We start from the raw sequence: 25,130 nt of genomic DNA, 5'->3' as shown, positions 1-25,130 counted from the left end.
AATGTTAATTTTATGTTTTGTGAGTGAGTGAATTGTATTATGTGCGGCAATATCGGTTAATGCCCGAGCGCAGATTTGCGCACTGGAAACTCAAGGATTGATTCATGGACAGTTTGACCCCCATCCGCTGTTGGCCCGCCATCATCTCGCTCGTGATTACGCTGACCATCTGGTTTGTTATCCCGTGTCCTCCTGACGTAACCCCGCAAGCGTGGCACCTGCTGGCACTGTTTATTGGTACGATCGCCGCGATTATCGGTAAAGCTATGCCCATTGGCGCAATTGCGATTGTGGCGATTATGCTGGTGGCGATGACTGGCGTTACTAACCCCGGCAAACCCTCCGCGGCGTTGAACGATGCGTTGAGTGGCTTTTCTAACCAGTTAATCTGGCTGATTGGTTTATCCATTATGCTGTCGCAAAGTCTGTTAAAGACTGGTCTGGGAGCGCGTATTGGCTACGGGTTTATTGCGCTATTTGGTAAAAGAACGCTGGGTATTGCGTGGGCATTAACCCTTGCGGAAACGCTAATTGCACCCGTAACGCCAAGCAATACCGCGCGTGGTGGCGGCATTATCCACCCGGTAATGCGGGCGATTGCGGAGAGCCTCGGCTCGCAGCCAGGCCATGCCGAGAATGGCTCAACGGGCCGTTATCTCGCGCTGGTGAACTACAACATTAACCCGATCAGCTCGGCAATGTTCATCACCGCGACCGCACCTAACCCGTTAATCGTCAGCTTTTTGACGAAGGGGACGGATGGCGTGCTGAACATGACCTGGGGAATGTGGGCTATTGCGGCGCTTCTTCCTGCTCTGGTATCACTGGTTGTCATGCCGATTGTAATCTGGTGGCTCTATCCGCCAGCTATCACGCGCACGCCAAATGCGCCGCAGTTCGCGCGGCAAAAACTGGATGCGCTGGGTCCACTATCACTGGCAGAAAAAATCACCCTGGCAGTGTTCATTTTGCTGCTCTGCCTGTGGGCGGGTGTTCCAGCGATGCTGATGGGTAGTGCCTGGAGCGTAAACCCCACTAGCGCCGCGTTAATTGGTTTGTCGATTCTATTGATGGCGGGCGTATTGAGCTGGGATGACATTCTTAAATGCCGCGGGGCATGGGATACGATAGTCTGGTTTGCCGCGCTGGTGATGATGGCGGATTTTCTCAGCAAACTGGGGTTGGTGGGATGGCTGGCAACCAGCGTTGGTAGTGCAATCGACCATCTTGGCGTGCACTGGAGTGTTGCAACGCTGCTGTTGATTCTGCTTTATGTCTACTCGCACTACTTTTTCGCCAGCACAACTGCGCATATTACGGCTATGTTCGCTGCGTTCTTCGCCGCAGGATTAGGCCTCGGCGCGCCGCCAGCGCTGCTTGGTTTAATGCTCGGTTTCTCCTCCTCCCTGATGATGTCGCTCACGCACTATGGCACGGGCACTGCGCCGATCATCTTTGGTTCGGGCTATGTCACGCTGGCAGAGTGGTGGAAAACGGGGCTGGTGATGAGTGTGGTCAACCTGACCATTTGGGGGGTGACCGGCGCCTTCTGGTGGCACTGGTTGGGGTACTGGTAGTTAATACGGCGGGAGGAGTGCTCCTCCCGCCTTAACAACTTAAGCCTGTTTAGCGGCTTCTGCTGCTTTAACGATGACGGCGAAGGCGTCTGCTTTCAGAGAAGCACCACCAACCAGCGCACCGTCGATGTCCGGCTGAGCAAACAGTTCTGCCGCGTTAGCTGCGTTTACAGAACCGCCGTACTGGATGATTACTTGCTCAGCGATTTTCGCGTCAGCTTTAGCAATGTGGTCACGAATAAATTTGTGAACAGCCTGAGCCTGAGCAGGAGTTGCAGATTTACCGGTACCGATAGCCCATACTGGTTCGTAAGCGATAACGACGCCTTCGAATGCTGCCGCGCCCTGAGTTTTCAGAACTGCGTCGATCTGACGTGCACAAACTTCTTCAGTTTTGCCCGCTTCGTTTTCTGCTTCGGTTTCACCGATGCACAGAACTGGAGTCAGACCCTGCTCTTTCAGTACGGCGAATTTTTTAGCGATCAGCTCGTCAGATTCTTTGTGGTAAGTACGACGCTCAGAGTGACCGATAATGATGTACTGCGCGCCGATGTCTTTCAGCATTTCAGCACTTGTTTCACCAGTGAATGCGCCAGACAGGTTCAGGTCAACGTTCTGCGCGCCCAGAATGATGTGGCTACCGGCAGCGGCGTGTTTCGCCAGGTCGATATACATTTCCGGCGGAGCAATCGCTACTGCACAGCCAGCAACGCCAGCCAGTTCTTTACGCAGATTAGCAACCAGTTCGTTTACCATGTGGCGGCTGCCGTTCAGTTTCCAGTTACCCATCACTAAAGGATGTCGCATTTCATTTCTCCACGCTTGTCAGCGAATTAAGGAATATGGCCGCCCCTCAGGGCAGCATGGTCTGTGAAACAGTATAGAGATTCATCCCCCGAAAGGCTTTGCTTTTTGTCACTTATTCGACCCTTCGAGGTTTTCAGATAGAGCCAGCTTAATCGGTTCAACAGCGAAGGTCAGCCCCTTTTCACCGTTATCTGCTACGACATAGCGAATTGCGCCTTCTGTTTCGGCGTAATAGTGCTTACCTTTGCCTGCGGCGAGCAGTTTTTGTAGCTTTTTCTGGCTCTGTTCCTTCGTCAGTAGCGGTGCGACGGTGCGGATGACGGCGGTCATGTATTCCAGCGCTTTCGCTTTAGCTGCCTTTTGCTCTGGTCCCTGAATTGGTAACCAGGTTATTTGCATGCTTTTGATTTTCAGGGTGCCGCGCTCAAGGGCGGAAGACGCATACAGGTTTTCATTGATTTTGCTGGCCGCGCGGGTGAGATTTGCCCGATCGCGACTGCTGTCGATGGCGCGGAACTCATTCAGGATCAGCTTCGGATTCTGTGTATTAAAGTTTTCGCGAAACTGGCTAATCGACAGGTCAAAGGTCGGCGCGCCCGCCAGTAAATAGGGGGCTGTGGTTGCCGTCGATGGCTCTTCCGCCAATGCCGCAGTGCTCGCGGTTAAGGCTGAAAACAATAATAAAAACAGTGTAAATCCGTGCTTCATCAATCGTACCTTTCATTCTCACTGCTCACGATTAAAACGGTAACCGTCGAGCTTGTCAAAAGGGTAAACTGTTCTGGACGGTAATAATAAAGGAACTTACATGACCATACAGCAGTGGTTATTCTCATTTAAAGGGCGCATCGGGCGCCGTGATTTCTGGATTTGGATTGGCCTATGGATCGTCGGCATGCTGGTTCTGTTTTCGCTGGCGAGCAAACAATTACTCGATATTCAGACCGCGGCTTTTTGTCTGGTGTGTCTGCTATGGCCAACGGCGGCAGTGACGGTAAAACGTCTGCATGACCGGGGGCGTTCCGGAGCGTGGGCGCTGTTGATGATTCTGGCGTGGATGCTGCTGGCCGGAAATTGGGCGATGTTACCCGGCGTCTGGCAATGGGCGGTAGGCCGCTTTGTTCCAACGTTGATTCTGGTCGGCATGCTTATCGATCTGGGTGCGTTCATTGGCACCCAGGACGCAAATAAATATGGTAAGGATACGCAGGACGTAAAGTACAGGGCTGACTCGTAGGCCGGATAAGTGTATGCGCCATCCGGCAAAATGCCCGGGTGTTAACCGGGCATTGAAACGTTCTTACCAGTAGTGCTCTGCGGTCATATGGCCCGGTCGGCGGCGCAGGTGTTTGGTCATCTGCCGGGTGTCCTTCAGCAACTGCTGGGTATCGCGCACCATCTGCGGGTTTCCGCACAGCATCACATGACAGGTTTCTTTATCCATTGGCAGCCCGACCGCTTTTTCCAGTTCACCGCTTTCAATTAGTGCCGGTACACGCCCGGTCAGCGAATCTGCCACGGTTTCACGACTGACCACCGTCTGGATGCGTAATTTACCTTCGTAGCGCTTTTCCAGGGCCTGCATCAACGGTAGATAGCTCAAATCGGCGGCATAGCGCGCGGCATGGACCAGCACCAGATTTTTGAAGCGATCCAGGTCTTTGCCTAATTGCAGAATCGACAAATATGGGCCGATAGCCGTGCCGGTTGCCAGCATCCACAGCGTGTCGCAATCGGGGACTTCATCCAGCACGAAGAAACCAGCAGCTTCACTCACCACCTGGACTTCATCGCCAGGCTTCAGTGCTGCCAGACGAGGACTGAGTTTGCCGTCGGGAACCGTCACCAGATAAAACTCTAAATCGGGGTTATCAGGGGCATTGACGTAAGAATAAGCACGCTGGACGCGCTCGCCCTCGATCTCAAGGCCAAGCTTGGTGAATTGACCTGCAGTGAAAGGAAGAACCGGAGCTCGCACGGTCAAACTAAACAGGGCATCGGTCCAGTTCTGTACCTTCGTGACTTTGCCTGTTACCCAATCTGCCATGGTTTTCTCCTGTCTGCTTTGATTGCCTTATCTTCGTTCGTTGGACGAAAGATTTCCAGCCCATATGGGCTGGAAGGCTCTATTGATCAAATCAATTACAGGATGTGCGCCTGTACATCGGGATCTTTACGATCGAGGTAGTGAATCGACTGAATGCGACGGATCGTACGTGATTTACCGCGGATCAGCAGCGTTTCGGTGGTCGCGATATTACCTTTGCGGCTAATCCCTTCCAGCAAATCGCCTTTGGTGATGCCGGTGGCAGAGAAAATGACGTTGTCGCTACGCGCCATTTCATCGAGACGCAGCGCTTTGCCCGCTTCAATGCCCATGGCGGCGCAACGAACCAGTTCTTGTTCGCCAATGCGACGGTTCTCTTCGCTGTCGCCTTTGACGTCATGACGTGCCAGCAAACGGCCCTGCATGTCGCCGTCCAGCGCGCGGATAACGGCGGCAGAAACGACACCTTCCGGTGCGCCGCCAATGCCGTACAGCACGTCAACTTCACTGTCTGGCATGCAGGTCAGAATGGAGGCCGCAACGTCACCGTCTGGAATAGCAAAGACACGCACGCCCAGTTTTTGCATTTCGGCGATCGTTTCATCATGGCGTGGCTTGGCCAGAATGGTGACGGTCAGTTCACTCAGCGGCTTATTGAGTGCAGCGGCAACGTTATGCAGGTTGGCTTCCAGCGACAGGTTCAGGTCGATAGACCCTTTTGCGCCTGGGCCGACAATCAGCTTTTCCATGTACATGTCTGGCGCGTTCAGGAAGCAGCCTTTATCGCCAACAGCCAGTACGGCCAGCGCGTTTGCCTGACCCATTGCCGTCATGCGTGTGCCTTCGATAGGATCGACGGCGATGTCGACCGCATCACCAAGACCGGTCCCGACTTTCTCACCGATAAACAGCATCGGTGCTTCATCGATCTCACCCTCGCCAATCACGATGGTGCCGTCGATATTGACCTGGTTGAGCATAATACGCATGGCGTTTACCGCCGCGCCGTCAGCGGTATTTTTGTCGCCGCGGCCCAGCCATTTATAGCCAGCCAGCGCGGCCGCTTCGGTCACGCGTGAAAATTCAATGGCAAGTTCTCGTCTCATTGCAAACTCGTAGCTGAAAGGAATGGCGCGAAGTGTAGCACAGGGGAGGGGGCGAGATTATTGATGTGTGTGCGGGGTTGTCCCCGCACGAAGATATTGCCGGATAAGGCACAGTTGCCATCCGGCTATGACGTATTACTCGTCGTGATCTTCCCACGCCATGGCGCGTTTGACCGCTTTTTTCCAGCCGCTGTAACGGAAGTTACGTTCGGTGGTTTCGATGCCTGGGCGGAATTCACGCTCGATGACCGCTTTTTCCTGCAGCTCATCCAGATTCTGCCAGAAGCCTACTGCCAGACCAGCCAGGTATGCCGCACCCAATGCGGTGACTTCGCGGACTTCCGGGCGCTCAACGCGCGTGCCGAGAATGTCGGACTGGAACTGCATCAGGAAGTTGTTGGCGACCGCACCGCCATCGACGCGCAGGGCGTGCAGGCGAATACCGGAGTCAGCCTGCATTGCTTCCAGAACATCACGGGTCTGGTATGCAATAGATTCAAGCGTGGCGCGGATGATGTGGTTGGAGTTTACCCCACGGGTCAGACCAAAGATGGCACCGCGAGCATACGGGTCCCAGTACGGTGCGCCCAGGCCAGTAAATGCCGGAACGACGTACACGCCGTTGGTGTCTTTCACTTTGGTGGCGAAATATTCGGAGTCGAACGCATCGCTGATGAGTTTCATTTCATCACGCAGCCACTGGATAGATGCGCCAGCCATAAATACCGCACCTTCCAGCGCGTAGTTCACCTCCCCGGTCGGTCCGCAAGCGATGGTGGTCAGCAGTCCGTTTTCGGACTTAACGGCTTTCTCGCCGGTGTTCATCAGCATGAAGCAGCCGGTACCGTAAGTGTTTTTCGCCATCCCTTCCTTCACGCACAGCTGGCCAAACAGCGCCGCCTGCTGGTCACCGGCGATACCGGAGATAGGAATACGAATACCGCCTTTACCACCGATGTTGGTCTGGCCGTACACTTCAGAAGAGCGACGAACTTCAGGCAGCATTGCACGCGGAATATCCAGCGCATCCAGCATCGTGTCATCCCAGTCCAGGGAGTGGATGTTGAACAGCATGGTACGTGAGGCGTTGGTGTAATCCGTGACGTGTACACGTCCCTGCGTCATTTTCCAGATAAGCCAGGTATCTACGGTACCGAACAGCAGTTCGCCGCGACGAGCGCGCTCACGCGAGCCTTCTACGTGGTCGAGGATCCACTTCACTTTGGTGCCGGAGAAGTACGGGTCAATGACCAGACCTGTATTATTACGGATGTACTCTTCCATACCGTCGCGCTTGAGCTTTTCGCAGATATCCGCGGTACGACGACACTGCCACACAATCGCGTTATAGATAGGTTTACCGGTTTCGCGTTCCCAGACGATGGTGGTTTCACGCTGGTTGGTAATACCGATCGCTGCAATTTCATCGGAACTGATATCGGCTTTCGCCAGAACTTCTACCAGCGTGGAGCTTTGGGTCGCCCAAATTTCCATCGGGTCATGTTCTACCCAACCTGCTTTCGGGTAGATTTGCTCGAATTCGCGCTGTGAAACGGCAACGATATTCGCATCGTGGTCCATTACGACCGCGCGGGAGCTGGTGGTGCCCTGGTCGAGCGCAACGATATATTTTTTTTCAGTCATAATTTTTTGTCCCGTAGTCACATTACTGCGAAGCTTTTTGTTGAGTGTTGGCCGCAACGTCTTTTTCTTCAATCGCGCAGACATCGCACGGTAAATGACGACCAATCAGTTTGCGATATGCCCATGCGCCCAAAATCGCGCCGGTAATCGGGCCAAACACCGGAACCAGGAAGTAAGGGATATCGCGACCACCCGTGAAGGCAATCTCACCCCATCCGGCCATCCAGGCGAAGAGTTTCGGTCCGAAGTCACGTGCCGGGTTCATCGCAAAACCTGTCAGCGGACCCATGGAAGCACCAATAACGGCAATCAACAAGCCGATCAGCAGTGGTGCCAGCGGACCACGAGGTACACCGTTACCATCGTCGGTCAGAGCCAGAATCAGCCCCATTAGAATAGCGGTAATGACCATTTCAACCGCGAAGGCCTGCACAAAATTGATATGCGGGTTCGGATAGGTGGAGAAAGTACCTGCCAGACCCAGGCTCTCGGTACTGCCGCGTACGATATGGTTAGTTTGTTCGAAATCGAGGAAAAGATTGTAATAAAGCCCGTAAACCAGTGCCGCTGCGCAAAAGGCGCCGGCAATTTGCGAAATAATAAAAGGAACAACTTTGCGTTTATCAAAACAGGCGAACAGCCAGAGTGCGATGGTTACCGCGGGATTCAGGTGTGCACCAGAAACGCCTGCGGTCAGATAGATAGCCATCGCTACCCCCAGACCCCAGATGATACTGATTTCCCACTGACCAAAAGTAGCCCCAGCCACTTTAAGTGCAGCGACACAGCCCACACCGAAGAAAATCAACAACCCGGTACCGAGGAATTCAGCAATGCACTGGCCTTTTAAGGTTGATGTTTGACTCATAATCGGATCCTGAAGAGAGTTTAATGTTTATTGTGTGCGAGAAGGTCACTGACATCCCCGGAGCCGGTAGGCACACTGTTAATTTATCGTTAACGCGCAAAAACGAGAAATATCGAAATTAAAATGTGTGTACTGCATCAACAAAATGAGCGTTTCCGCGCCATTGTGAGGTATTTGTTATACAAAAATAGTGTGAGCTGAATCATTTCACTGATCAATCTGTTAACACTTAAGAGTTATGACAGTAATGTCACCAGGAGAAAGACTAAAAGTGTTGCAAACCGCAATCTGCGCGGGATGCCGCTGGACAGGGATGACGCGGCTTCATACAATCGGTGTTAAGTAGAGTGCGCTCGTTTTTATTAAGGCGTCGCCGGTTATCGGGACGAGGATTTTTATCCATCAACGCCTTGCAATTCAGGAGAGGTATGACGATGTCATTAGAAGTGTTTGAGAAACTGGAAGCAAAAGTACAGCAGGCGATTGATACCATCACGCTGTTGCAGATGGAAATCGAAGAGCTGAAAGAAAAGAACAACTCACTGTCGCAGGAAGTTCAGACTGCACAGCAGCAGCGTGAAGAACTGGAGCGTGAGAACAACAGCCTGAAAGAACAGCAAAGCGGCTGGCAGGATCGTCTGCATGCCCTGCTGGGTCGTATGGAAGAAGTCTAATTCTGATTTCTTGAAAAAGGCATCCATAATGGATGCCTTTTTGCTATGTAGAGATTAGGATATCGTATTTTTTAAATATCAAAGAATACGATATGACAAAAAGAAACGATATTATTGATGATTCGGATCGACTTATCACCAGAGATATTAGATATGGTCTTATCTATACAGATAATTTAGGATGGATTGATTTAGGCCATGCTAATCCGGCAGGGGCTGAAAAATTATGGTTTGAAATGACAAGGCCTCGTGGTGGTGATAGTGAGTTTTATGAAGTGAATTATCATCAAAGTATGTCCAAAAACATTCATGGCATAAATATCAATACTGGTATATATCGTAGATTTATGGTGCGCCGAGGATTGCAGGAGCGAACCTTACAAGGTATTGCTTTATCAATATTCTTAGGTACGTCACATCGCTTTGAGTCCTTACAGGACTTTTGGCCTTATGTTTATTTAACGGATAGTGGTTATAGTGCTGAAGATTTGGTCTCAAATCTATTTGGTTTTTACCAAGCGGTAAATTATGCAGATTACACCTCTTACCTTCAGATATGCTCGAAAGAAAAGGCTTATCGAATCTGGGACTTCTATGGCCCAGTTGGTGAGTTTAAGAATAAAAGTGTTATTCCGTTACTGTTTCCTGACCCTATCAATAAAGATAAGAGACATGAACCCTATTCGGGTGAATTACCTTTATTTATGGATGTAATAAGACCTATTGCTAATCCTGATTATGTTCGGGAACTCCACATATGAAATCCAGGAGATCAGGTTTTATTATTGTGTTTATGCTTTTTATTGCGCTATTTTATTGTCATTTTATGGTGAGCATCTATACAGAAAAAATCTACACTCAGCAGAATTTATTATTTTATCATCTGCTAACACCGAAACCTCTTAAACAGGCTCCAAGGATATCTAACGACTGGTTTTTTGTAAGCTATGCAGATGATGGTAGTCATCTTCAACGCAGTGAGATAATTTTTACCGAGATACAAAAGAGTGGCATTCAGATAGCTGAGGATAAATTAAATGCTTATATCGAAACTTATCCTGTCAGTCGTGAGACGATGAGTATCGTTGTCGAAGAAAAATATAAAAAGTATGATATTAAAGTCATTCATTACGAATCAAATGAATGAAAAAAAGGCCATCAAATTTGCTGATGGCCTTTTTCGCTTACTCGATATCGAGCGGGTCTTCGGAGAGGATTATCCCGGTGTTATCGGCGTACAGGTGGTCGCCGGAGAAGAACGTCACGCCACCGAAGTTGACGCGTACATCGCTTTCCCCAATGCCTTCACCTGAGGCACCTACCGGAATAGCGGCAATCGCCTGAATGCCGATATCCAGTTCTTCCAGATCGTCTACCTGGCGTACTGAGCCGTAGATGACCAGACCTTCCCATTCATTCTGTACGGCCAGCCGTGCCAGTTCGGCATCGACCAGCGCACGACGGACAGAACCGCCGCCATCGACCAGCAGAATGCGACCACGGCCGTTTTGTTCGAGCAGATCGTACAGCAACCCGTTGTCCTCGAAACATTTTACCGTGATGATTTGTCCGCCAAACGACGACCGTCCCCCAAAGTTAGAGAACAGCGGTTCCACGACGTTGACATCTTCCTGATAGATGTCACAAAGCTCGGATGTATCGTATTTCATAGGCTTAACGTTCAGTTGCTGCGAGAATTTTTAGTATATCGCGCTATGTGTACTGTTGGCAAAATCATCAATTGTTAATTGATATTTGTCAGTTAAAGAGACCACTGACTTAAGAAAATTCCAACGACAAACAGCAGGTTAGTTAACAATGCCGCTTTTACGGTGCGTTCCAGCATCGGACGCATTGCAGCCGGGTCCATCTCGCGCATTACATAGCGAGCCTGTTTGATCAGCAGCGGAGCGGCGAGGATAAACAGCCATCCCCACAGGCTTTGCAGTGAGAACAGGTTGAACAGTGCCAGACAGACCAGCGTGCCCATCAGCAGACAGGCGTGGTAGCGGCGGGCATTGACAGCGCCTAAACGCACGACCAGCGTGTTCTTGCCGTTTTCTCTGTCGCTGTTGATATCGCGCAGGTTGTTGACGTTGAGCACGGCGGTTGCCAGCAGGCCGCAGGCGGTGGCAGGCAGAATCAGCGCTGGAATCAACGTATGCGCCTGCAGATACCAACTTCCCATTACGCTGAGCCAGCCGAAGAATACCAGCACAGAAATATCGCCCAGGCCGATATATCCGTAAGGGCGATTACCCACGGTGTAGGTGATCGCGGCGATAATCGACAGACCGCCGAGCACCAGGAAACCGACAAAATCCGCCAGCGTGTGACAGGCTACAGCAACCAGGGCTAGCCCGGACAGACAGATCAGCACCACGGTGACGATCAGCGCGCGCTTCATCTGCTGTTGGGTGATGACCCCTTTTTGCATACCGCGCAGCGGTCCAATACGGTCGGGTTTGTCGCTGCCTTTAACGGCATCGCCATAGTCGTTAGCGAGATTGGACAGAATTTGCAGCAGTCCTGCCGTAATCAATGCCAGCAGAGCAACCAGCGGATCGAAGTATCCTTGCCACCATGCTAATGCCGTACCGACGATGATCGCCGCGAAGGCGAGCGGTAAGGTCTTAGGTCGTAAACTTTCCAGCCAGGCTTGTGAGCGGCTAATTTGTTGTTGTTCAGTCATATTTAGCGCCAATAAAAATGGGGCTTTATCAGCCCCATCAACAGTGATGAAAATGCATTGAACGCGATTATAGGATAAAACGGCTCAGATCTTCATCTGCGACCAGCGCATCCAGATGTTTGCTCACATATTCGGCATCAATTGTGATGCTTTGGCCGTTCAAATCGCTCGCATCATAGGAAATATCTTCCATCAGACGTTCCAGAACGGTATGCAGACGACGTGCACCGATGTTTTCGGTGGTTTCGTTAACCTGCCAGGCCGCTTCGGCAATGCGTTTAATACCGGATTCAGTGAAGTTGATGTCCACACCTTCAGTCGCCATCAGCGCTTTGTACTGGACGGTGATGGAGGCATTCGGTTCGGTAAGGATACGCTCAAAATCGCTGGTGGTCAGCGCCTGCAGCTCGACACGAATCGGCAGACGACCCTGCAGTTCTGGGATCAGGTCGGACGGTTTGGCTACCTGGAATGCACCAGAAGCGATAAACAGAATGTGATCTGTTTTCACCATGCCGTGCTTGGTGGAGACCGTGCAGCCTTCAACCAGCGGCAGCAGGTCGCGCTGTACGCCTTCACGGGACACGTCCGGGCCGGAGGATTCGCCGCGCTTACAGATTTTGTCGATTTCGTCGATAAACACGATCCCGTGCTGCTCAACGGCGTCGATAGCTTCTTGTTTCAGCTCTTCCGGGTTCACCAGTTTGGCCGCTTCCTCTTCAATCAGCAGCTTCATCGCGTCTTTGATTTTCAGCTTACGCGGTTTTTGCTTCTGACCGCCCAGGTTCTGGAACATGGACTGCAGCTGGCTGGTCATCTCTTCCATTCCTGGAGGCGCCATAATTTCAACGCCCATCGGTGCGGCCGCGAGATCGATTTCGATCTCTTTATCATCCAGCTGGCCTTCACGCAGTTTTTTACGGAATGCCTGACGCGCTGCAGAAGGTTCCTGCGGCTGCTCTGACTGCCCCCAGTTATTTTTAGCTGGTGGGATCAGCACGTCGAGAATGCGCTCTTCCGCCATCTCTTCGGCACGGAAGCGGTTTTTCTCGATTGCCTGCACGCGGACCATTTTGATGGCAGCATCGGTCAGATCGCGGATGATGGAATCTACTTCTTTACCAACATAGCCGACTTCGGTGAATTTTGTTGCTTCAACTTTGATGAACGGCGCGTTGGCCAGTTTTGCCAGACGACGGGCAATTTCGGTTTTACCGACGCCGGTCGGGCCAATCATCAGAATGTTTTTCGGCGTGACTTCATGACGCAACTCTTCGTTGAGCTGCATACGACGCCAGCGGTTACGCAGGGCGATCGCCACGGAACGCTTAGCGTTATCCTGGCCGATGATGTGTTTGTTCAGTTCGCTGACAATTTCGCGTGGGGTCATTTCAGACATGGGGGATCCTTACGCTTTGGAGTTCAATTCTTCGATGGTATGGAAGTGGTTGGTATAAATGCAGATATCCCCTGCAATATCCAACGCTTTCTCAGCAATCTCGCGTGCGCCAAGCTCGGTATTTTCAAGCAGAGCGCGTGCAGCAGCCTGGGCGTAGGGACCGCCGGAGCCGATAGCAATCAGATCGTTTTCTGGCTGGATGACGTCGCCGTTACCGGTGATGATGAGTGATGCCGTTTCATCTGCGACGGCCAGCAGCGCTTCGAGTTTGCGCAGCATACGGTCGGTACGCCAGTCTTTTGCCAGTTCAACGGCCGCTTTCACCAGGTGACCCTGGTGCATTTCCAGCTTGCGTTCGAACAGTTCGAACAGCGTGAATGCATCCGCAGTACCGCCCGCAAAGCCCGCAATGACTTTGTCGTTATACAGACGGCGGACTTTCTTCACGTTGCCTTTCATTACGGTGTTACCCAGTGTGGCCTGACCATCACCGGCGATTACCACATGGCCGTTACGGCGTACGCTTACTATTGTTGTCACGAGCAGACCCCTTGGTTACAAATGCAATGTACAGGCCCCGCACAGTGTACGGGGCGTAATGCAAGTATAGATGGGGGGGATTTTGGGGGTTTCAACCCCCAGTAGAGAGTCGAATGCAGTTTGTGTGACCAGCAACCTTCAGGCGGCTGATGGTGTTGTCGGCATTCTCTTTGCCTTTGACCGGACCAATGACCACACGATTCCAGCCGTTATTGGTGGTAATACGGGAGTTAAAGCCTTCAAAGGCCAGCTGCGCGCGCACGGTTTCTGCCTGCTCAGCGCCTTTAAATGACCCGCACTGAACCATCCAGCGGCGTTCATCTTTTTTCTCCGCCGTCTGTTTTGGCGGTTGCGTTTCATTCGTTATTGGCGCGGCCGGTTGCGTTTTCGGCTGAGCGGCGGTGGTATGCGCAGGCGTTTGCAGCAGATCCTGATACGGCTGTTGCGCCGCCGGTTTTGGCTGCGCTTTCGGCTGCTGTACCGGCGCGGCTTGTGCTGTACGCGTTTGCTGCTGCTGATACGGCTGTTCTGTTGCCCGTGGACGCGGCTGCTGAGCCTGCTGCTGTGCGTTATTCCACTGCTGCTGTTGCACCTGACGCTGACGCTGCAGCGTTTGCTGGCGTTGTTCAGGCGTTTGCTCGTTCCACGGTACTTCGTTGAGCTGCGTCGGCTGTTGACGCATATCAGCCTGCATTTGCGCCAATAGCTGGCGCTGCTCATTGGTTAGCTGATCGGCATTCAGCACCTCGCCGCCCGCAGACGGTTCGGTAGGCGCACGTACGCCAGGCTGACGGCTTTCCAGCTCTTTGATGTATCGCCAGCGCTCTTCCGGTTTTGGCGGAATGCCATTACCGGTGACTTTCTGGTTTTGCAGCGTTTCGGACTCTTCTTTCTTGTGATGCGTAATGAAGTACAGACCACCGATAAAGGTCACGAGTACGGCTGCAGCAATAGCAACCATTGCGGGCGATACCGCAGGCGTATTGCGTTGTTTTTTCCGTGATGTGCTCTTCTTGCGCCGCGAAGGTGCCGGTTGGCCGCGACGTACATAATCTCGTTGTGCCACTATCGTTTCGCTGTATATATTCGTTCGTCAGCCCGCCATGTTACTTAAGCGGCGGGCCTTTGACCAGACAGGGGAGTCCGAAAGCACTTTACTTTACGTCAGTGCCCGGGTAGTACCCCGAATAATAAGCTCGCAGTCCAGTAAACGTGAGCCACTGCTGACGCTCTGCCCTTGTAATTGATCGAGCAGTAACAGCATAGCTTCACGTCCGATATCGAAACGCGGCTGTGCGACGGTTGTCAGGGGTGGATCACAAAATTCCGTGAGCGAAATGTTATCAAAGCCAATAATGGATAAATCATCAGGGACTTTCAGACCCTGACGTTTGGCGTAAGAGAGTGCGCCCAGCGCCATGACGTCGCTGTGACAAAAGACAGCGGTCGGCGGCTGCGGTAGTTCAAGGAGCTGCTTCAACGCATTGGCTCCCGCTTCATAGGTAAAGTCACCGCGCGCGATGAAATGCGGATCGACCGTAATTCCGCTGCGGCGTAATGCCTGAACGTAGCCTTGCAGACGGTAATGGCACAGCGGCATATCTTCGGGTCCGGCGATACAACCAATGCGTTTATGCCCCAGTTCCAGCAGATAATTCATCGCGTTAAAGGCGGCGGTGAGGTTATCAATGTGCACGGTAGGGAGTTCCAGCTCTGGCGCGAACTCGTTCGACATGACCATCGGCGGTAAATTGCGCTGTTCTTCCACGCTGGCATCAAACGGCAGGCGTGAGCTGAGCAGTACCATGCCATCGATCTGCTTGGTGATAATGAGGTTAAGAAACGTCTTTTCCTGCTGGTTCTGGTGCGCGCAGTCGCCAATAAGCACCAGGTATCCCTGTTCTGCGGCAGTCACTTCGATGCCACGAATCACTTCGCTAAAAAACGGATCGCAGATATCTGGCACAATCACCAGAATGGTACGTGACTCATTACGCTTAACGTTACGTCCCATTGATTGGGGTAGATATCCCACTTCCAGCGCTGCCTGCTCAACCTTGTTACGGGTTGACTGCGAGACTTTGTCCGGGTTCATTAATGCGCGGGATACGGTTGCCGTTGAGACTTTCGCCTTCAGAGCAACATCTTTCATCGTAGCGGCGGCAACCTGCTTATTCGGTTTCACTCTTTCTCCTCGCCAGAGAGCTGCTGGCACAGACTCGTCCCTGGATAACCTTCATCTGAAACATTTTTATCAGATAGTGAATGGAAGCGGTTACAGAATTTTCATAAAAAGTGTGATGGATCTTTAATTTTACGATCCGCCTCGCATCGTGAGGGGTTATCCCTCGATGGGATCGACATCCAGCACCCATTTAACCTTGCGTGCATCGGGTAGCGTATTGATCAGTGCCAGCGTGCCGCTGACGATATGTTGCAGACGAATTCGTGATGGATGTTGCAACAATATTTGCCAACGATAACGACCACCGCGTTTGGGCGCCAGTGCGGGAACCGGGCCGAGCACCCAGAGTTTGTCATCGGCCAACGGGCTGGCTTGAATGAGATTCCGTAGTTGCTGCAAGAACATTGGTGCATGCTGGTTGTTATGATCTTCTGCCCGCACGATCACATGGCTGGTCCACGGTGGAAGCTGGAGCGTTTGTCGCTCGGCCAGCGCCTGTTCGGCAAACGCGTCATAGCCTTTATACAGCAAGGTTTGCAGCAGCGGATGTTCAGGATGGTGCGTTTGCAGCACCACTTCGCCTTGTTTCCCGGCGCGTCCGGCACGGCCAGAGACCTGCGTATAGAGCTGGGCGAAGCGTTCTGCTGACCGGAAATCTGCGGAGAATAGCGCGCCGTCAACGTCCAGCAGCGCCACCAGAGTGACGTCCGGGAAGTGGTGGCCTTTGGCCAGCATTTGCGTGCCTATAAGAATTCGTGCGCCGCCGCGATGCACTTCCGCCAGATGCTGCTCCAGCGACCCTTTACGGCTGGTGGTGTCGCGATCGATACGTGAAATTGGCACACCGGGGAAAAAAGGTGCCAGAGCCTGCTCAAGCTGTTCGGTGCCGAGTCCTACCGGAACCATATGCGTCGAACCGCAGGAGGGGCACTGACGCGGTATTGGGCGCTGGCTGTCGCAGTGGTGGCAACGCAGGTGGTGCTGCGCCTGATGTAGCGTGTAGTAATGATCGCAACGCGGACATTCGGCAATCCAACCACAGTCGTGGCAAAGCAGGGCGGGCGCAAAACCACGACGGTTCAAAAACAGGATCACCTGGTTATCCGCCTGCAGGTGCTGACGCATACGGGCGATTAGCGCAGGGGCGAGTCCGGCCTGCACCTGCTGACCTTTGAGATCCAGCACGTGCTGAGTGGCTGGGCGCGCATTTCCGGCTCGGCGCGTCAGGCGCAGCATGCGGTATTTGTTCTGCCGCACGTTACACAGCGTTTCCAGTGCCGGAGTGGCTGAGCCGAGAATAATCGGGATCTGCTCACTATGGGCGCGGTAAACCGCGAGGTCGCGCGCATGATAGCGCCAGCCTTCCTGCTGTTTATAAGAGCTGTCGTGTTCTTCGTCGATGACAATCACGCCGAGATTTTTAAACGGCGTAAACAGCGAAGAACGCGTGCCGATAACTATCGCCGCCTCGCCATTTTTTGCTTTCAGCCAGGCTGAAAGACGTTCACTGTCGTTTAAACCGGAGTGCAGGACTTCGACCGGCGCATTGAAACGTTCGCGAAAACGGGCAATAGTTTGCGGCGTCAGGCCAATCTCCGGCACCATCACCAGAGCCTGCTTGCCCTGGGCAAGGACGTTTTCCAGAACGCTGAGATAGACCTCTGTTTTGCCTGATCCCGTTACGCCCGCTAATAGCCAGGCGCTAAAACTGTCTGAGGCGCTGTGAATCGCCCCGACGGCGGTGGCCTGCTCGGTGTTCAGCCGCAGACGCTCACCGGAAACCGCGTAGTGCGTACGCCAGTCGCTAAAGCCTGGTGTTTCGCTCGCCAGATCGCACAGCCCTTTTTTCCGCAGTGCCTGTAATGCGGCATCATTAAATTCCAGTTCAGCCACCTGGTCGCGCCAGATTTTCCCCTGGCGTAGCGCAGCCAGCGCCTGTTGCTGCTTGGGAGAACGCTTCAGGCTGTTGAGGTCAATTACCTGGCCTTCTTCAGTGGCAAACCAGTACCACATGGGCGCGTTTGTCGCCGGGCGTCCCTGGCGCAGTAAAATTGGCAGAGCGTGAAACAGTACGTCACCGATGGGATGATGATAATAATCAGCCGCCCACAACAGCAGACGCCAGACAGAGGTCGAGTAGACAGGTTCGCTGTCCAGCACTTCGAGAACGGCTTTCAATTCGCTCCGCGGCAGTTCACTGTGCTCGCTGACGGAAAGGACGATACCCACGCGCTCCTGCTGCTTGCCAAAGGGCACGCGTACACGACACCCGGCTTTGGCACTCAAGCCTTCCGGCAGGAGGTAGTCAAAGGTGCGAGGTAGCGGAACAGGTAAGGCAACGTGCGCAACGGGCATTGAATCATCCTGACTTGAAATCTGGCGGGTTAGTATACACATTAGTGGAGGGTAGAATGCGGATCAGTTTGCATGAGCAGGTTAATTTCTGTATGATTCGCCGCCTTTGATGCAAATTGATTGCGTCAAACAATGACCATTACCCGAGAGTTTCAGGCTGTTGATGCAGCGTGAAAGGTGACGGGGAATAATTAACATCGCGTGGTGTCTGGCGTTAGGGCTGGAAGAGCGACGCGGCCTTAAACCGAGGTTTTCCCATGAAAAAAGATATTCACCCGAAATACGAAGAAATTACTGCAAACTGCTCTTGCGGTAACGTCATGAAAATCCGCTCTACCGTCGGTCACGATCTGAACCTGGACGTGTGCGGTCAGTGCCACCCGTTCTATACTGGCAAGCAGCGTGATGTTGCTACCGGTGGCCGTGTTGATCGCTTCAACAAGCGTTTCAGCATCCCAGGCAGCAAGTAAGTTTCAGCTGTCAGAAAAAAGCGCCTTACGGCGCTTTTTTTGTTTCTGCGCTTCAGAACTGAAATATATATTGATGTATTGAATAATCTATTTTATTCAATAAATAAAACGGTGTTTTATTTTCTCGATAAAATATTGCAACTGGTGATCTGCGTCCTTTTTATCTTCTGTCTTTTGCCACTTTTACCAGCTCCTGGCAAAATACCAAAGGTTTCTGCTTTCTTTCTAAAATACACTTTCGTGGAAATATAAAATTAATCTAAAAGCCTTTTTGTTTTCCCATTTTATGGACAAACGAGATGGATTATTTCCGTTGTTGAGTGTGAAGAGGGATTGTCATGAAATTTAAATCTGCGTTATTACTGATTCCATTATTCTCTGCGGCCGCACAGGCGGGTTATGTTGATTACCGACATGAATATTATGACGATGGACGTAATTACGATCGTGTGTATATGTCTCACCGTTTTGCCACGGGTTTTGGTGTGGCAGTAGAAGCCATTTCTCGTTCCGAAAACACGCAGTCAAATGATGCGTGGAATAATATGGAAAGTAACGGCAACGAGTATACCGCAAGCTATCAGTTCACCTGGCAGGGTCTTGTCTGGCAGCCCGGCATTGCGATCGAAACGGGCGATAATATCGCGATTTATAAGCCTTATATCCGCGTGCAGTACAACATCAACGACAACTGGTGGACCGCGTTCCGCTATCGTCAGGAATACATGCGCAGAAACACTGACGGCAAAGATGACCGCATGGTCTATCGTCCGGAAGCCTGGCTTGGTTATAATGTCAATGACTGGATGTTTGAGCTAAATGGTATTTATAAAATTGCCGATAGCGAAGATTTATATAACAACCGGAAAGATGATTATGAATATAACTTCCGCGTGGCGTACAAATTAGGCTCCTGGGTTCCATTTGTTGAGGTTGGCAACGTTTCCTCGGGTTATAACACAACAACGACAGACGATCGTCAGACCCGTTATCGTGTCGGTCTTGGTTATAACTTTTAATCGGTAATAGTTTTCGTATCGGCTGATTACGTCGATAAGCATAGTTTGTGTGAATAATATGTCTAAGGAGTTGACATCATGTCTAATGATGGAGCTATTATCGGAAATAATGAAACCACTGCCGTCAGGCCTTTCGGAATTAGAGATAAAATTGGTTATTTATGTGGTGACCTCGGAACCTGTTTTATTCTTGGCTTAGTTAATAGTTTTTTAATGATTTATTACACTAACGTCCTCGGTATTTCCGGCGTTATTGTTGGTTCACTCTATTTTGTGACCAAACTCTTTGATGCGTTTGTTGATGTTGGTGTAGGGCGCTTATGCGATACCTCTAAACTGACGGTACATGGACGTTTCAACCCGTGGGTGCGTCGTATGAAGTATCCATTTTGCATCATTGCGGTTGTCCTGTTCCTGCCGTTTGTGAATGATTTTTCTTATACGGCGAAAATCATCTACATCTGCTGCTCCTATTTCATTTACGGTTCGCTGTTATCGACCGTGAGTATTCCGTACGGTGCTATGTCTGCGGCGATTAGCTCGAATCCTGAAGATCGTGTATCGCTTTCAACCTGGCGTAGCGTTGGGTCAGCAATTGGCGGTGGGGCAACTGGCTTTTTCATTCCAATCCTGATGTACACCACCCTGGTGGATGGAAGCCAGGTGATTTCCGGGCAACACTTCTTCTGGATTTCCATTGGTTGCGCAGTGCTGGGCTTGATCTTTTTATCCTTGACCTGTCATTTAACGACGGAGCGCGTGCGCGTGGAGAGAAAAGAGAGCATGCCCGTTTCGGTGTTGCTGAAGGGACTGGCACGCAATAAGGCGCTGATTGTTTTAGTGGTTGTGGATTTGCTGATTGTAATTAATCAGGGGTTGTCCGGTACCAACATGACTTACCTGTTTAATGACTATTTCCACAATAAAGAGGCGATGTCAGTCGCATTGCTGTTTACCTTTGGTTCCCTGGTTCTGCTGGCGCCATCGGCATCCTGGCTCACGAAGCGGTTTGGTAAAAAAGAAGCCAGCGTAGGCGCGTTGCTTTTTGCCGTGGTCATGTATGTGATTATGTACTTTGTCCACATTACGGATGCAAAGGTCTATCTGGTTTTCTTGTTCCTGGCGACGCTGGGTGCAGGGTTATTCAACCTGATGATTTGGGCGTTTATGACTGATGTTTGTGACTACCATCAGTATGTCACTGGCGATCGCGAGGATGGCACGGTTTATGGTGTGAACTTCTTTGCGCGCAAGGTTGGTCAGGCATGCGCAGGGGCGATTGGTGGCTTTATGTTGGCTATCATTGGCTATCAATCATCGTCAACAGGTGGTGCAGTGCAAACCAGCATTGTGCAGGAAAATATTTATACGATGGCGAATCTCTTGCCGGCGCTATGCCTGTTTTTGGCGGCGGTCATTCTGATTTATTTCTATCCATTGAACCGTACGGAAACGCTCAAAATGGAAGAAACATTGAATAAACTCAATGGTATTAGTAAGTAACACTGTGAGAAAAGGCGGGAGCATTCCCGCCTCTACACGCCCATTGCCGTTCTAACTATCAGTATTCCCACGTTTCCGGGTTGATACCCAGTTCACGCATGATTACCTTTGCTTCTTCCGGGATTTCATCACTGCGTTCTTTACGCAGGTCGTCATCGTTGGGTAAGGGTTGCCCAGTAAAAGCATGCAGAAACGCTTCACACAGCAGTTCGCTGTTGGTGGCGTGGCGCAGGTTGTTCACCTGACGACGCGTGCGTTCATCGGTAAGGATTTTTAACACCTTCAGAGGAATGGAAACCGTAATTTTTTTGACTTGCTCACTCTTCTTACCGTGCTCAGCGTATGGGCTGATATATTCGCCGCTCCATTCAGCCATGAGATACCTAATCCTCTTCGTCATTAATATTGAGGCCAGAACCTGAGCCCGGACCATAATTGCGCGTAGTTTATCGTAGTGGCGTGGCCCTGACACGAAGTAAGCCGACGCAGATGTACGCTAATGCATATAATTTTAACGGCTATTTCCAGTTTGCTCAATCTATACGCAAAGAAGTTTAGATGTCCAGATGTATTGACGGCTATCGTAACTATGATTACTCTGGTGTCTGACTTTTCACCGACTCAGCCAGGATCTCCTCAATATGACGCGTAAACAGGCCACCATCGCAGTGCGTAGCGGGTTAAATGACGACGAACAGTACGGTTGCGTTGTCCCGCCGATTCACCTCTCCAGCACCTATAACTTTACCGGATTTAATGAACCTCGCGCCCATGACTATTCGCGTCGCGGCAACCCAACGCGCGATGTTGTTCAGCGTGCGCTGGCGGAACTGGAAGGCGGTGCAGGTGCTGTGCTGACCAATACTGGCATGTCGGCGATTCATCTGGTGACCACAGTCTTCCTCAAGCCAGGCGATCTGCTGGTCGCACCGCATGACTGCTACGGCGGGAGCTACCGACTGTTTGACAGTCTGGCAAAACGTGGCTGTTACCGCGTCCTGTTTGTCGATCAAGGAGATGAGCAGGCATTGCAGGCCGCATTGGCGGAAAAACCGAAGCTGGTGCTGGTAGAAAGCCCAAGCAACCCGCTGCTGCGCGTGGTGGATATTGCGAAAATCTGTCAGCTGGCGCGTGAAGCTGGCGCGGTCAGCGTGGTCGACAACACTTTTTTAAGCCCGGCACTGCAAAATCCACTGGCATTGGGCGCCGATCTGGTGTTGCATTCATGCACGAAATATTTAAACGGTCACTCAGACGTGGTGGCTGGTGTTGTGATAGCGAAAGATCCGGAAACGGTCACTGAACTGGCATGGTGGGCGAATAATATTGGTGTGACCGGCGGCGCGTTTGATAGTTATCTGCTGTTGCGCGGCCTGCGTACTCTGTCTCCTCGAATGGAGGTGGCGCAACGTAATGCTCAGGCGATAGTCGATTATCTGCAAACTCAGCCGCTGGTGAAAAAATTGTATCACCCGTCATTGCCGGATAATCAGGGCCATGAGATTGCCGCGCGTCAGCAAAAAGGCTTTGGCGCGATGTTAAGTTTTGAACTGGATGGTGATGAGCAAACGCTGCGCCGCTTCCTCGGAGGGTTGTCATTGTTTACGCTGGCGGAATCGTTAGGGGGCGTTGAAAGTCTGATCTCCCACGCCGCAACCATGACACACGCGGGCATGGCGCCAGAAGCGCGTGCTGCTGCCGGAATTTCCGAAACGCTGCTGCGTATCTCCACCGGTATTGAAGATGGCGAAGATTTAATTGCCGACCTGGAAAATGGCTTCCGGGCTGCAAACAAGGGGTAAACATGAGTGTGATTGCGCAGGCAGGGGCGAAGGGTCGTCAACTGCACAAATTTGGTGGTAGTAGTCTGGCTGATGTGAAATGTTATCTGCGTGTCGCAGGCATTATGGCGGAGTACTCGCAGCCTGATGACATGATGGTTGTTTCAGCCGCAGGCAGTACCACTAACCAGTTGATTAGCTGGCTGAAATTAAGCCAGACCGATCGCCTTTCTGCGCATCAGGTTCAACAGGCGTTACGTCGCTATCAGAGCGAGCTTATCAGCGGTTTGTTACCGCCTGAGATAGCGGATGGACTGATTGGCGCGTTTATTCACGATCTGGAGCGTCTGGCCGGATTACTCGACAGCGGCGTGAACGATGCCGTCTATGCTGAGGTTGTTGGGCATGGTGAGGTATGGTCCGCGCGTTTGATGTCTGCGGTCCTTAACCAACAGGGGCTGGAGTCAGCCTGGCTGGATGCGCGCGATTTTTTACGTGCTGAACGCGGTGCCCAGCCGCAGGTAGATGAAGGTCTTTCTTACCCGCTGCTACAGCAACTGCTGGCACAGCATCCGGGTAAACGGCTGGTGGTTACCGGCTTTATTAGCCGCAGCAATGCCGGTGAAACGGTCCTGCTGGGGCGTAACGGCTCCGACTACTCGGCGACGCAGGTTGGCGCGCTGGCGGGCGTTTCTCGCGTAACTATCTGGAGCGATGTCGCCGGGGTTTACAGCGCGGACCCGCGTAAAGTAAAAGACGCCTGTTTGCTGCCGCTGCTGCGTCTGGATGAAGCCAGCGAACTGGCGCGTCTGGCGGCGCCGGTTCTCCATGCCCGTACCTTACAGCCGGTTTCCGGTAGCGATATCGATCTCCAACTGCGTTGTAGCTATACGCCGGAGCAGGGTTCAACGCGCATTGAACGCGTACTGGCCTCCGGTACCGGGGCGCGTATTGTGACCAGTCATGATGACGTCTGCCTGATTGAGTTTTTGGTTCCGACTGGCCAGGACTTTAAGCTGGCTTATAAAGAGATTGATCAGGTTTTAAAACGTACCCAGGTGCGTCCGCTGGCAGTGGGTGTGCATCCTGACCGCCAACTGCTGCAATTTTGCTATACCTCCGAAGTCGCTGACGGCGCACTGAAAATTCTGGATGAAGCTGGTCTGCCGGGCGAGCTGCGTTTGCGCCAGGGGCTGGCGCTGGTAGCGATGGTCGGGGCGGGCGTCACCCGTAATCCGCTGCACTGCCACCGTTTCTGGCAACAGTTGAAAGGTCAGCCGGTTGAATTCACCTGGCAATCGGAAGAGGGTATCAGCCTGGTCGCGGTACTGCGTACTGGGCCAACAGAGAGCCTGATTCAGGGTCTGCATCAGTCTATTTTCCGCGCGGAAAAACGCATTGGTCTGGTGCTTTTCGGCAAAGGCAACATCGGCTCACGCTGGCTGGAGCTGTTCGCTCGCGAGCAGAGCACGCTCTCGGCGCGCACCGGATTAGAGTTTGTGCTGGCGGGTGTGGTTGATAGCCGTCGTAGCCTGCTGAATTACGAAGGGCTGGATGCCAGCCGCGCGTTAGCTTTCTTTGATGACGAGGCAGTAGAGCAGGATGAAGAGTCTCTATTCCTGTGGATGCGTGCTCACCCGTATGATGATTTAGTGGTGCTGGACGTTACTGCCAGCGAGCAACTTGCGGATCAGTATCTGGATTTTGCCAGCCATGGTTTCCACGTTATCAGCGCCAACAAACTGGCGGGGGCAAGCAGCAGTCATAATTATCGCCAAATTCATGATGCTTTTGAAAAAACCGGTCGCCACTGGCTGTATAACGCTACCGTAGGCGCAGGCTTGCCGATCAATCATACCGTGCGCGATCTGATTGATAGCGGAGATACCATTCTGTCGATCAGCGGGATCTTCTCCGGTACGTTGTCGTGGTTGTTCCTGCAATTTGATGGCACGGTCCCGTTCACCGATCTGGTGGATCAGGCGTGGCAACAGGGGCTGACTGAACCCGATCCGCGCGTAGATCTTTCCGGCAAAGATGTGATGCGTAAGCTGGTGATTCTGGCGCGTGAAGCAGGTTACGACATCGAACCGGACCAGGTTCGCGTGGAATCGCTGGTGCCTGCGCACTGTGAAGAAGGCTCTATTGACCATTTCTTTGAGAATGGTGATGAGCTTAACGAGCAGATGGTGCAGCGTCTGGAAGCGGCGCGTGAAATGGGGCTGGTGCTACGCTATGTGGCGCGTTTTGATGCTAACGGTAAAGCGCGCGTTGGTGTTGAAGCGGTTCGTCCTGAACACCCGCTGGCGGCGCTGTTGCCGTGCGATAACGTATTCGCCATTGAAAGCCGCTGGTATCGCGATAACCCGCTGGTAATCCGTGGACCGGGCGCAGGTCGTGACGTTACCGCCGGCGCTATTCAGTCAGACATCAACCGTTTGGCGCAGCTGCTGTAGTTTGCGT

The 25,130-nt window shown here is 52.1% G+C and carries 24 protein-coding genes; 10 read left to right on the top strand and 14 right to left on the bottom strand.

Features of this window, described 5'->3' with window-relative positions; translation table 11 throughout:
- Positions 1-104 precede the first annotated feature (104 nt).
- Positions 105-1,577 (top strand): DASS family sodium-coupled anion symporter, encoded by a 1,473-nt coding sequence (locus tag BZK40_RS18300; protein ID WP_003825206.1) that lies wholly within the window; start codon positions 105-107, stop codon positions 1,575-1,577.
- A 39-nt stretch (positions 1,578-1,616) separates the two neighbouring features.
- Here BZK40_RS18300 and tpiA read toward each other — a convergent pair whose 3' ends face one another.
- Together tpiA and BZK40_RS18290 are read right to left on the bottom strand one after the other, a co-directional pair.
- Positions 1,617-2,384: a triose-phosphate isomerase gene (tpiA, locus tag BZK40_RS18295; protein WP_003028783.1), complete on the bottom strand. Its 768-nt coding sequence runs from the start codon at positions 2,382-2,384 to the stop codon at positions 1,617-1,619.
- A gap of 108 nt (positions 2,385-2,492) precedes the next feature.
- A complete protein-coding gene (locus BZK40_RS18290) occupies positions 2,493-3,092 on the bottom strand; it encodes a YiiQ family protein (RefSeq protein ID WP_079935065.1) in 600 nt (199 codons plus the stop codon).
- A 100-nt stretch (positions 3,093-3,192) separates the two neighbouring features.
- On the opposite strand from BZK40_RS18290, the gene BZK40_RS18285 reads away from it, so the two are divergent.
- Positions 3,193-3,621 carry a DUF805 domain-containing protein gene (locus BZK40_RS18285; protein WP_008787028.1) on the top strand — a complete coding sequence of 143 codons (429 nt, stop codon included), beginning with the start codon at positions 3,193-3,195 and terminating at the stop codon, positions 3,619-3,621.
- Positions 3,622-3,684: 63 nt separating this feature from the next.
- Here BZK40_RS18285 and fpr read toward each other — a convergent pair whose 3' ends face one another.
- From fpr to BZK40_RS18265, 4 genes are all read right to left on the bottom strand, one after another.
- Positions 3,685-4,431 (bottom strand): ferredoxin--NADP(+) reductase, encoded by a 747-nt coding sequence (gene fpr / locus BZK40_RS18280; RefSeq protein ID WP_048215185.1) that lies wholly within the window; start codon positions 4,429-4,431, stop codon positions 3,685-3,687.
- 95 nt (positions 4,432-4,526) lie between these two features.
- A complete protein-coding gene (gene glpX / locus BZK40_RS18275; RefSeq protein WP_079935064.1) occupies positions 4,527-5,537 on the bottom strand; it encodes a class II fructose-bisphosphatase in 1,011 nt (336 codons plus the stop codon).
- Between the two features lie 135 nt (positions 5,538-5,672).
- The gene (gene glpK, locus BZK40_RS18270) at positions 5,673-7,181 is read right to left on the bottom strand and encodes a glycerol kinase GlpK (RefSeq protein WP_003028792.1); all 1,509 of its coding nucleotides are present in this window, start codon (positions 7,179-7,181) and stop codon (positions 5,673-5,675) included.
- Between the two features lie 22 nt (positions 7,182-7,203).
- Positions 7,204-8,049: an MIP/aquaporin family protein gene (locus tag BZK40_RS18265; RefSeq protein ID WP_003825195.1), complete on the bottom strand. Its 846-nt coding sequence runs from the start codon at positions 8,047-8,049 to the stop codon at positions 7,204-7,206.
- Between the two features lie 428 nt (positions 8,050-8,477).
- Here BZK40_RS18265 and zapB point away from each other — a divergent pair, with 428 nt between their 5' ends.
- The 3 genes from zapB to BZK40_RS18245 all read left to right on the top strand — a co-directional run bounded on the left by zapB (position 8,478) and on the right by BZK40_RS18245 (position 9,870).
- Positions 8,478-8,723 carry a septal ring assembly protein ZapB gene (gene zapB, locus BZK40_RS18255; RefSeq protein WP_095533156.1) on the top strand — a complete coding sequence of 82 codons (246 nt, stop codon included), beginning with the start codon at positions 8,478-8,480 and terminating at the stop codon, positions 8,721-8,723.
- Positions 8,724-8,815: 92 nt separating this feature from the next.
- A complete protein-coding gene (locus BZK40_RS18250; RefSeq protein ID WP_032934070.1) occupies positions 8,816-9,484 on the top strand; it encodes a hypothetical protein in 669 nt (222 codons plus the stop codon).
- The gene (locus BZK40_RS18245; protein WP_032945603.1) at positions 9,481-9,870 is read left to right on the top strand and encodes a hypothetical protein; all 390 of its coding nucleotides are present in this window, start codon (positions 9,481-9,483) and stop codon (positions 9,868-9,870) included. The genes BZK40_RS18250 and BZK40_RS18245 overlap by 4 nt, the downstream gene beginning before the upstream one ends.
- Positions 9,871-9,907: 37 nt before the next feature.
- On the opposite strand, the gene rraA is transcribed toward BZK40_RS18245, so the two are convergent.
- From rraA to priA, 7 genes are all read right to left on the bottom strand, one after another.
- Positions 9,908-10,393, bottom strand: a complete 486-nt coding sequence (rraA, locus tag BZK40_RS18240; RefSeq protein WP_008787034.1) for a ribonuclease E activity regulator RraA — start codon at positions 10,391-10,393, stop codon at positions 9,908-9,910.
- A gap of 92 nt (positions 10,394-10,485) precedes the next feature.
- The gene (gene menA / locus BZK40_RS18235) at positions 10,486-11,415 is read right to left on the bottom strand and encodes a 1,4-dihydroxy-2-naphthoate polyprenyltransferase (RefSeq protein ID WP_003825185.1); all 930 of its coding nucleotides are present in this window, start codon (positions 11,413-11,415) and stop codon (positions 10,486-10,488) included.
- A 67-nt stretch (positions 11,416-11,482) separates the two neighbouring features.
- A complete protein-coding gene (hslU, locus tag BZK40_RS18230; protein WP_003028803.1) occupies positions 11,483-12,814 on the bottom strand; it encodes an ATP-dependent protease ATPase subunit HslU in 1,332 nt (443 codons plus the stop codon).
- A gap of 9 nt (positions 12,815-12,823) precedes the next feature.
- Positions 12,824-13,354: an ATP-dependent protease subunit HslV gene (gene hslV, locus BZK40_RS18225; RefSeq protein ID WP_003028805.1), complete on the bottom strand. Its 531-nt coding sequence runs from the start codon at positions 13,352-13,354 to the stop codon at positions 12,824-12,826.
- Between the two features lie 91 nt (positions 13,355-13,445).
- Positions 13,446-14,420, bottom strand: a complete 975-nt coding sequence (ftsN, locus tag BZK40_RS18220) for a cell division protein FtsN (RefSeq protein ID WP_079935063.1) — start codon at positions 14,418-14,420, stop codon at positions 13,446-13,448.
- A 93-nt stretch (positions 14,421-14,513) separates the two neighbouring features.
- Positions 14,514-15,539, bottom strand: a complete 1,026-nt coding sequence (cytR, locus tag BZK40_RS18210) for a DNA-binding transcriptional regulator CytR (protein WP_003825179.1) — start codon at positions 15,537-15,539, stop codon at positions 14,514-14,516.
- Positions 15,540-15,695: 156 nt separating this feature from the next.
- Positions 15,696-17,894 carry a primosomal protein N' gene (priA, locus tag BZK40_RS18205; protein ID WP_048215183.1) on the bottom strand — a complete coding sequence of 733 codons (2,199 nt, stop codon included), beginning with the start codon at positions 17,892-17,894 and terminating at the stop codon, positions 15,696-15,698.
- Between the two features lie 257 nt (positions 17,895-18,151).
- Here priA and rpmE point away from each other — a divergent pair, with 257 nt between their 5' ends.
- The 3 genes from rpmE (at position 18,152) to BZK40_RS18190 (ending at position 20,886) form a co-directional block, all read left to right on the top strand.
- Entirely contained in the window at positions 18,152-18,364 is a 213-nt protein-coding gene (gene rpmE, locus BZK40_RS18200; protein ID WP_008787040.1) for a 50S ribosomal protein L31, read from the top strand.
- Positions 18,365-18,702: 338 nt separating this feature from the next.
- Positions 18,703-19,383: an oligogalacturonate-specific porin KdgM family protein gene (locus BZK40_RS18195; protein ID WP_003825173.1), complete on the top strand. Its 681-nt coding sequence runs from the start codon at positions 18,703-18,705 to the stop codon at positions 19,381-19,383.
- A gap of 78 nt (positions 19,384-19,461) precedes the next feature.
- Positions 19,462-20,886 (top strand): MFS transporter, encoded by a 1,425-nt coding sequence (locus BZK40_RS18190; RefSeq protein ID WP_079935062.1) that lies wholly within the window; start codon positions 19,462-19,464, stop codon positions 20,884-20,886.
- A 58-nt stretch (positions 20,887-20,944) separates the two neighbouring features.
- Here BZK40_RS18190 and metJ read toward each other — a convergent pair whose 3' ends face one another.
- Complete coding sequence (metJ, locus tag BZK40_RS18185) at positions 20,945-21,262, bottom strand: met regulon transcriptional regulator MetJ (RefSeq protein WP_003825168.1); 318 nt, start codon at positions 21,260-21,262, stop codon at positions 20,945-20,947.
- 265 nt (positions 21,263-21,527) lie between these two features.
- Here metJ and metB point away from each other — a divergent pair, with 265 nt between their 5' ends.
- Together metB and metL are read left to right on the top strand one after the other, a co-directional pair.
- Positions 21,528-22,688, top strand: coding sequence for a cystathionine gamma-synthase (metB, locus tag BZK40_RS18180; RefSeq protein ID WP_003028818.1), 1,161 nt, complete (start codon positions 21,528-21,530; stop codon positions 22,686-22,688).
- A 2-nt stretch (positions 22,689-22,690) separates the two neighbouring features.
- Positions 22,691-25,123 (top strand): bifunctional aspartate kinase/homoserine dehydrogenase II, encoded by a 2,433-nt coding sequence (gene metL, locus BZK40_RS18175; RefSeq protein WP_008787044.1) that lies wholly within the window; start codon positions 22,691-22,693, stop codon positions 25,121-25,123.
- Positions 25,124-25,130 lie beyond the last annotated feature (7 nt).

Origin of the sequence: Citrobacter portucalensis (assembly GCF_002042885.1) — a bacterium.
Lineage (GTDB): Bacteria > Pseudomonadota > Gammaproteobacteria > Enterobacterales > Enterobacteriaceae > Citrobacter > Citrobacter portucalensis.
This window is presented reverse-complemented; position numbering and strand designations above follow the sequence as displayed.

Bases quoted from the DNA above. Each gene is read 5' to 3' on its own strand.
- BZK40_RS18300 (WP_003825206.1), top strand. From the start codon at position 105: ATGGACAGTTTGACCCCCATCCGCTGTTGGCCCGCCATCATCTCGCTC.
- tpiA (WP_003028783.1), bottom strand. From the start codon at position 2,384: ATGCGACATCCTTTAGTGATGGGTAACTGGAAACTGAACGGCAGCCGC.
- BZK40_RS18290 (WP_079935065.1), bottom strand. From the start codon at position 3,092: ATGAAGCACGGATTTACACTGTTTTTATTATTGTTTTCAGCCTTAACC.
- BZK40_RS18285 (WP_008787028.1), top strand. From the start codon at position 3,193: ATGACCATACAGCAGTGGTTATTCTCATTTAAAGGGCGCATCGGGCGC.
- fpr (WP_048215185.1), bottom strand. From the start codon at position 4,431: ATGGCAGATTGGGTAACAGGCAAAGTCACGAAGGTACAGAACTGGACC.
- glpX (WP_079935064.1), bottom strand. From the start codon at position 5,537: ATGAGACGAGAACTTGCCATTGAATTTTCACGCGTGACCGAAGCGGCC.
- glpK (WP_003028792.1), bottom strand. From the start codon at position 7,181: ATGACTGAAAAAAAATATATCGTTGCGCTCGACCAGGGCACCACCAGC.
- BZK40_RS18265 (WP_003825195.1), bottom strand. From the start codon at position 8,049: ATGAGTCAAACATCAACCTTAAAAGGCCAGTGCATTGCTGAATTCCTC.
- zapB (WP_095533156.1), top strand. From the start codon at position 8,478: ATGACGATGTCATTAGAAGTGTTTGAGAAACTGGAAGCAAAAGTACAG.
- BZK40_RS18250 (WP_032934070.1), top strand. From the start codon at position 8,816: ATGACAAAAAGAAACGATATTATTGATGATTCGGATCGACTTATCACC.
- BZK40_RS18245 (WP_032945603.1), top strand. From the start codon at position 9,481: ATGAAATCCAGGAGATCAGGTTTTATTATTGTGTTTATGCTTTTTATT.
- rraA (WP_008787034.1), bottom strand. From the start codon at position 10,393: ATGAAATACGATACATCCGAGCTTTGTGACATCTATCAGGAAGATGTC.
- menA (WP_003825185.1), bottom strand. From the start codon at position 11,415: ATGACTGAACAACAACAAATTAGCCGCTCACAAGCCTGGCTGGAAAGT.
- hslU (WP_003028803.1), bottom strand. From the start codon at position 12,814: ATGTCTGAAATGACCCCACGCGAAATTGTCAGCGAACTGAACAAACAC.
- priA (WP_048215183.1), bottom strand. From the start codon at position 17,894: ATGCCCGTTGCGCACGTTGCCTTACCTGTTCCGCTACCTCGCACCTTT.
- rpmE (WP_008787040.1), top strand. From the start codon at position 18,152: ATGAAAAAAGATATTCACCCGAAATACGAAGAAATTACTGCAAACTGC.
- BZK40_RS18195 (WP_003825173.1), top strand. From the start codon at position 18,703: ATGAAATTTAAATCTGCGTTATTACTGATTCCATTATTCTCTGCGGCC.
- BZK40_RS18190 (WP_079935062.1), top strand. From the start codon at position 19,462: ATGTCTAATGATGGAGCTATTATCGGAAATAATGAAACCACTGCCGTC.
- metJ (WP_003825168.1), bottom strand. From the start codon at position 21,262: ATGGCTGAATGGAGCGGCGAATATATCAGCCCATACGCTGAGCACGGT.
- metB (WP_003028818.1), top strand. From the start codon at position 21,528: ATGACGCGTAAACAGGCCACCATCGCAGTGCGTAGCGGGTTAAATGAC.
- metL (WP_008787044.1), top strand. From the start codon at position 22,691: ATGAGTGTGATTGCGCAGGCAGGGGCGAAGGGTCGTCAACTGCACAAA.